This is a genomic window from Pelomicrobium sp. (assembly GCF_036803785.1).
In the GTDB taxonomy this organism is placed as follows: Bacteria; Pseudomonadota; Gammaproteobacteria; order Burkholderiales; family UBA6910; genus Pelomicrobium.
This window is the reverse complement of record NZ_DAIRTR010000149.1, coordinates 1-6,620: the sequence shown is the minus strand read 5'-3', so window position 1 is coordinate 6,620 and position 6,620 is coordinate 1. Positions and strand designations below refer to the sequence as shown.

The 6,620-nt window shown below is 67.5% G+C and carries 6 protein-coding genes; 4 read left to right on the top strand and 2 right to left on the bottom strand.

Annotated features, from left to right (window positions below; all coding sequences use genetic code 11):
- Together V7Q81_RS13715 and V7Q81_RS13710 are read right to left on the bottom strand one after the other, a co-directional pair.
- A partial coding sequence (locus V7Q81_RS13715; protein ID WP_333844305.1) for an AsmA family protein occupies positions 1-1,937 on the bottom strand: 1,937 nt, incomplete at its 3' end.
- A gap of 182 nt (positions 1,938-2,119) precedes the next feature.
- Positions 2,120-2,443, bottom strand: a complete 324-nt coding sequence (locus tag V7Q81_RS13710; protein WP_333844302.1) for a hypothetical protein — start codon at positions 2,441-2,443, stop codon at positions 2,120-2,122.
- A 100-nt stretch (positions 2,444-2,543) separates the two neighbouring features.
- Between V7Q81_RS13710 and V7Q81_RS13705 the strand changes: the two genes are divergently transcribed.
- From V7Q81_RS13705 to V7Q81_RS13690, 4 genes are all read left to right on the top strand, one after another.
- On the top strand, positions 2,544-2,957 hold the full coding sequence (locus V7Q81_RS13705; RefSeq protein ID WP_333844299.1) for a hypothetical protein: 414 nt from the start codon (positions 2,544-2,546) through the stop codon (positions 2,955-2,957).
- Positions 2,958-3,007: 50 nt separating this feature from the next.
- The gene (locus V7Q81_RS13700) at positions 3,008-3,850 is read left to right on the top strand and encodes a CbbQ/NirQ/NorQ/GpvN family protein (protein WP_333844297.1); all 843 of its coding nucleotides are present in this window, start codon (positions 3,008-3,010) and stop codon (positions 3,848-3,850) included.
- Between the two features lie 21 nt (positions 3,851-3,871).
- Positions 3,872-4,435: a DedA family protein gene (locus V7Q81_RS13695; RefSeq protein ID WP_333844295.1), complete on the top strand. Its 564-nt coding sequence runs from the start codon at positions 3,872-3,874 to the stop codon at positions 4,433-4,435.
- 6 nt (positions 4,436-4,441) lie between these two features.
- Positions 4,442-6,620: nitric oxide reductase activation protein NorD (locus V7Q81_RS13690; protein WP_333844293.1), on the top strand; the 2,179-nt coding region annotated here is incomplete at its 3' end.

Below are 6,620 nucleotides of genomic sequence, written 5' to 3'. Positions count from 1 at the left end.
CTGCCCGTCAGGGCCACTTGGCAGGGGTTGGGCGGCACCGACTCGAGGAGCAGCGTCTGCCCGATGAGGGAAAGCCCCCCGGTCAAAATGGCCGCGCCCACGGTGGCTGCGGCGGTGGCAACCCCCCGGGCGTCGGCTTCCACCCGCGGCTCGGCCAGCGTTCCCCCTAGGCGCACCAGGCTCGCTAGTTGTCCTGCCCCGAGACCTAGCCCCGTGGTGGCCTTGGGCCGAAAGCCCAGGTCCAGGGTCTCGTTCCGCAGGTTGATGGCGCCGCCGCCGATCACGTGGACTTTGTCCGTCTCCAGGCCAATGCCGTTGTCGATGCGGGCGATGCCCCGCTGGATGGGGAAGCGCACCACGGCACACTTCAACTCGGTGTAGGGCTCCTGTTTGCGGGCGGGATTGAGGGCGTTGAGCAGCTCGGTGATGTCGGCCCCCAGGTCCAAGGCCCGGGTCTTGACCCGTCCCGGCCCCAGGACCACCCGCACCTGGCCGTCTGCATTGGCCATCAGGCTGCGCAGCGACTCGCCCCTCCCCCGCAGGCCGATGGCCACGTCCGCCTTGGCGCCGGAGACCACGCCGGGGTTTCCCAGGAGGGCGAGCAGAGCATCTACGTCCAGTCCCGAGCCCTCCAGCCGGGCGTCAACCGCGAGGGTCTTGCCGGCGCTGACATCGGCGGTGAGATGGAGTCGCAGATCGGTTGCGCCCAGCCGCAGGCTCACCGGGTCGGCGACCATGCGCCCGTGCTGGAAGCGCAGCCTGGCCTGGAGCCCTTCCACCGTCTTGCCTTCTGCCAGGACGAGCCTCGCGATCTCCAGCGTCGCTTCCCCCTGGAGTGCTTGGAGGGTCGCCCCGGGAAAGGGTGTGGCCGGAAACACGCGCCCATCCTCTGCCCCCGGTTGCCCGCCAGCCTTGGCGGCGAGGGTGCGCCCCGCGGCATGGATCTCGGCGAGATGCAGGAGAGGGGAGGCGAGCTTTACCCAGACTTCACGCCGCTCGCCGGCGAGGGCAAGCCGCGCGGCCCCCGACAGAGTGCTCTTGCCGATGGCTGCCTGGAAGCGCTCCACCCCTATCGAGTCTCCATTTCCCGTGATGCGGCCTTCCAGGTGCAGCGGGGGAAGCCGAGGTAGTTCGGTGGCGGCGATCCGGGCGATGGGAGTGAGATCCGGCACCTCGGCCCGCACCTCAAGGTCCATGCCGTCGACGCGGGGCGAGAGGGGAACGGTTCCCCGAGCGGTGAGCTTGGAATTTTGCACAGTGAGTGCCAGCGCCAGGGGCGCGAGGGCGCCTCGCGTGCCGAAGGCGAGGGGGTTGCTGAGCTCGCCCTGGAGCGCCGCGGACACACCGTTGTAAGTTCCCCGCGCCGACACCCGGACGCGCTGATAGCGGCTCGAGGACTCGAGATCCAATGCCTCCAGGGCCAGCCGGAGGGTGCGTCGGCTGCGTCCGTCCCGGTAGGAGAGCGCCCCCCGCTCGATGCGCACCTGCCGGATTTCCACGGGCGGGACATGGGCCCGCGGCTCCGCCGGCGGCTCGGAGGGCCTGAGCTCCAGGACCCAGTTGCCCGTGCCTTTGCCATTGGTTTCTAGCAAGATATCCGGTTCGATCAGCACTAGCCGCTCGAGCACCACGTCGCCGGTGAGCAAAGGCAGCAACGCGAGGCGCACCTCCAGGCGTTTGATCCGCGCCAGGTCCGGGCGCGAGCCCCAGGGGGCGTTCTGGAAGCGTACGCCTTCCACCACCAGGGTGGGGAACCAGGACAGCGTGAATTGGGGCCGGCCCTCGAAGGCGAGCTCGCGCCCGGTGGCTTCCTTCACCTTCGCGATCGCCAGGGCCGCGTAACGGTCCAGGTCGATCGCGCGCACCGCCACCCCTGCTGCCACCAGCAGCAAGAGCAGCCCTATGCCGATGCCGATCAAGAGCTTTTTCGCGCCCATGCCCCAGGAACCCAACAGCAATTGCCCGCTTGCCCGAGCAAGGGAGGCTAGCACGGACGGGCCGGCGCAAGCGAGGCGGGCCGATGACCGGCTCAGGTCAAGGAATGAGCGTCATCCGCCCAGGCTTTGCACGAGGGGTCGGGGAAAATGGCGTAGGGAGGGGAAGGAAGGCAAGCGTCAGGCTAGCCTACCCAGGCATGCGCCAGCACGTCCAGCCGCAGGTCCTGAGTGAAACGCTGGCCCTCACCTTCACAGGTCAGGGTGACGATGCGCACCCCCGGCTCGGCATAGACAAGCTCATGGGCGAAGGTGCCGGGAAGCGCTACGTCGGCCTCGGCCAGGAGGGCGCCGCGTTCGTCCGTCAGCCGGCAGCGGGCACGGCCGCTTCCGTCGAGCAGAGCCTCGATATGGAAGGGCTGCCCGGGACAGCGGCGGTAGACTTGGGGATCCCGGTTGGGGTTGTAGGCCAGGCGGTTGAGCTTGACGAGTTTCACCAGGGGTTTCATGGGCAGGGTTTCCTGTGGATTTCCCAACGCGAAGAACGAGCGTAGAATGCATATATTAGCGAATGCTAATCCTATCCCATTTTTGACCGAGCGTGCGTCGATGTCCGACTCATCCACCCTCGTGCAAGCCTTCGAGGAAACCGATCGGGCCCTGGCTGCCCTGGAGGCCCAGGCCCAGGAAGGGCGTCTACCGCCCGTGGAGGAGACGGTAGAGCGGGCGATCGCCATCGCGAGGCAGCTCATGGTGGCCTATCTCCGGGACGAGGGGCGCAAACCCCTGCCTCCCGACGGGGCCGACCTGCTGGAGGTGTGGAAAGTTCTGGTCAAGGGCGAGCCTTTCTGGAACACCATCCGGGACAACCTGCGAGAGCTCATCTATTACCGCAACTGCCTGGCTCTCGGGCGGGCGGACGCCCTGCCGGCGGTGCCGGAAAAGATGGCGGTGCGTACCGCCCGGCACCTCCACCTTTTCTTCAAGACCCGTTGCATTCGCGAAGGCCGCATTGCAGCATAGGAAAAGCGCGGTTTGCTCCCAGGACCGACGCGGTCAAGCCGAAGGAAGCCATGAAGCAACTCGTCAATCGCCTGCGCGGCGTGGAGCGCGACATCCTGCAGGCGCCCGAGCGGGGCGACCCGCCCTATTATGAGCCCCAGGGCAACGAAATCCAGGTGTTCGAGGCGGCCTGGCGCAAGCGCTTGCCGGTGATGCTCAAGGGGCCCACCGGCTGCGGCAAGACCCGGTTCCTGGAATATATGGCTTGGCGCCTGAACCGGCCGCTGGTAACGGTAGCCTGCCACGAAGACCTGACTAGCGCCGACTTGGTGGGCCGCTTTCTGCTGGAAGGGGAGCAGACCGTGTGGCAAGACGGGCCCCTCACCCGGGCGGTCAAGGCGGGGGCTATCTGTTATCTGGACGAGATCGTGGAGGCGCGCACTGATACCACGGTGGTGATCCATCCTTTGACTGACCACCGGCGGCGCCTGCCTTTGGAGAAGAAAGGCCAAGAGATCGAGGCCCACGAGGATTTCATGCTGGTCATCTCCTATAATCCGGGTTACCAGACGGTGCTCAAAGACCTGAAGCCCTCCACCAAGCAGCGCTTCATCGGCATCCAGTTCGATTTTCCGGACGAGGCGCTGGAGCTGCGCATCCTCGCAAACGAAGTTCCGGAGCTGAACCCTCAGCTCGCCCGCAAGCTGGTGGCGGCGGGCGCGCGGGCCCGCGCTCTTAAGGATCACGGGCTGGAGGAGGCGACCTCCACCCGCGCCCTCGTCTATGCCGCCAGCATGATGGCAGCGGGGCTTGCGCCGATGGAAGCCTGCCGCGTGGCCATGGTCAACCCGGTGACCGACGACGTGGAGCTGGCCGAGGCTTTGATGGAAATCGTGCGTGCCTATTTCGAGTAGGGCCGCCGCGGGCCGCACGCCGTGAGCCTCGAATCTTTCATTCGCGACTACGGCTACCTGGCCGTTTTCGTCGGAACCTTTCTCGAGGGCGAGACCATCCTGCTGATGGCGGGTTTCGCTGCCCAACGGGGTTATCTCAGCCTGCCGGAGGTCATGGCGGTCGCCTTCCTTGGAAGCTTTGCCGGCGATCAGTTGTACTTCCATCTGGGCCGGCGGCATGGGAGCGCCTTGCTCGAGCGGTTTCCGTCCCTGCGCGAGCGCACCGAGACCGTGCGCCGATTGCTTTTGCGCTTCCATACGCCGCTCATCCCGGCGCTACGCTTCGTCTATGGGATGCGGGTGATCGGTCCGATGGCGCTGGGACTGAGCGCGGTGCCCTCGCGCCGCTTTCTCGCGCTTAATCTAGCGGGCGCCGTCCTCTGGGCCGCCCTGGTGGCGGGCACCGGCTACTTTTTCGGCCAGGCGCTGGAGCTCCTGGTGCGGGATCTGGAGCGTTTCGAAGCGGCGGTGTTCGGGCTCATGGCGGCTGCGGGGGTGATGGTGTGGATCGTTCTGCGCCGCCGGGGGAAGCGCCAGGCGCATTGAGGCGTGATGGATCTGCCGCAGGACCTTGACGACTTGCTGCAGGAGCTGTCTCGAGTGAGCTTCGTCGCCCACCGGGATGCGGTGGGCGTCTTGCCTGCGATCCGGCGCCATGGCGAAGCGACCGCTTGCGCCTGGCTGGCCGCCTGCCGGGCGCTCTTCCTCCACGACCGGGAGGCAGGCAAGGCATTCATCCGCCTGAGCCCGCAGGCCGAGCGCATGTCCGAGACGGTGCTTTCCTGGACTTCCCAGGCGCTCACGTTTCTCGACTTTCGAGCGCCGGCCCGGGCGGTGGAGGGTTTCATGGAAAACCTGCCCCAGGCCTTTGCCACTCTAGGGCATGCGGGCGAGGCGCGCTGGGCCGAGATCGGCCTCCTCTGGTGTCGCCGGCACCTGGAAAGCGGCATCCTCTACTTCCGTACCCCAGTGGCAGACCTGGCGGGTCGCCAGGGGATCACGGGAGTGGAGCACATCACCCAGCCGGCGGAGGAGCTCTACGAGACCCGGCGTCTGATGTTGACCGCTTATTTGCCCGGTGCCCTCAAGGTGCGTAACCTCCTCGGGCCCCAGGCCCTGCTGCCCTGGGCTCAGCGGGGCGCAGATCTCCTGCAGGCGGGACGGCTGCGGGGAGAGGCCTATTTTCGGCTGGAATCCGAGGAAAGTTTGCAGATCCTGCTGGAGCAGGTGCCGGGCTATCGGGTGGCCGAGCATCTACGGCTGATGAACTGTCTGCTCGCCGTCTGGTTCGAAGCGCCTCCGTCGGTGCGGGAGAGCGCCTGGTCACCAGACCAGGGACGAGCTTTCGTGGAGACCGACGGGCAGGCCGTGTACCTGCCGGTCGCCTTGCCCGAACGGGAAGAGGCCGTCGTGGGCCTGCTGCACAACGCCGGCCACGCGGCCTGCGGCTCTTTTGAGCTCGCCCCGATGCGGGCCCTGTTTGCCGCCGCCGGCGCGGACCCCAGCCCCCTTTCCGCCGGGTTGCGGTCCAGCCTGGATCCGCTCTTCGCGGCGTTCGGCGAGGATGCGCCCCGCTTCCAACTCCTGTTCGACCTGTGCGAGGACCTGCGGGTCGACGTCCGCCTGAGCCGACGCATTCCCAACCATCTGCGGCGGCTGGTGCGGTTGGCTGAGCGGCGGCCCATGCCGGCAGGCCCGGCTGCACCCTATTACCGGGCGGCCCTCGACAGCCTGCGCCTTGCCCTAGATGAGGCTGCGGTCGGCTCCGCGCGGCGGGCCGAGCTCCAATGGGAGGAGTGCCTTCGCCCCTTGACCGACGATAGCGCCACCGTGGTGGACGCGTTCCAGGCAGCGAAGCGGCTTTCCGCGGGCAATGCTTTTCCTCCGCTTCTGACGGAGGAAGATGTCCAGCAGGCTTATCTGCCCGGGCGCTCCCCCCACGGCGGTCGAGGGTTCTATCCCCAGGACGCAGAGGACCGGTCCCGGGCGGCGCAAGGACAAGGGGAGACGAACGCACCGGTCCGGGAAGGACCCGTGGGGATGGGGCGGGATGCGCCGCAGGAGGAGGCCGCGGGCGCCCAACCGACCCCTCTCGAAGCGGCAATGGGGCAGGCCGCAGCGGGACTGGGAGGCGCGCTGGGTCGGCGGGCGCAAAACTCTTCTGCCGGGGCCGGGCCCCACCGCGCCCAGGAGCGGGGCGTGCCTTATCCGGAATGGGACTACCGGGAGGGGCGCTATAAAGCCCGCTGGGCCTGGGTCCAGGAGCGGCGCCTCTCCGAGACCAACCTGGGAGAGGCAGAGCGGCTGATCGCCGTCTATAAAGAAGCGGCCGCCCGCTTGAAGCGGGCAATTCAGGCCCAGAAGCCCACTCGGCTCGCTCCCCGCCAGCGTCAATGGGAAGGGGAGGAGGTGGATGTGGACGCTGCCGTCAGCTTCGTCACAGAGAAGCGCGCGGGCCGCCTTCCTTTGCCCCGGGTCTACCGGCAGCGGCAACGGCAGGAGCGGGACATTTCGGTGACCTTGCTCGCCGATCTTTCCACCTCAGTCATGCAGCAACTGCCGGGGGAGCAGGGGCGCCTCGTGGATCGCATCCGGGCCGGCATCCTGCTCTTCGCCGAGGCGATGGAAGAGGTGGGGGATCCCTACGCCATCGCCGGCTTCTCCTCCAAGTACCGGGACAACGTGAGCTACTACACCATCAAGGACTTCCACGAGCCTTTCACCCCGGAGG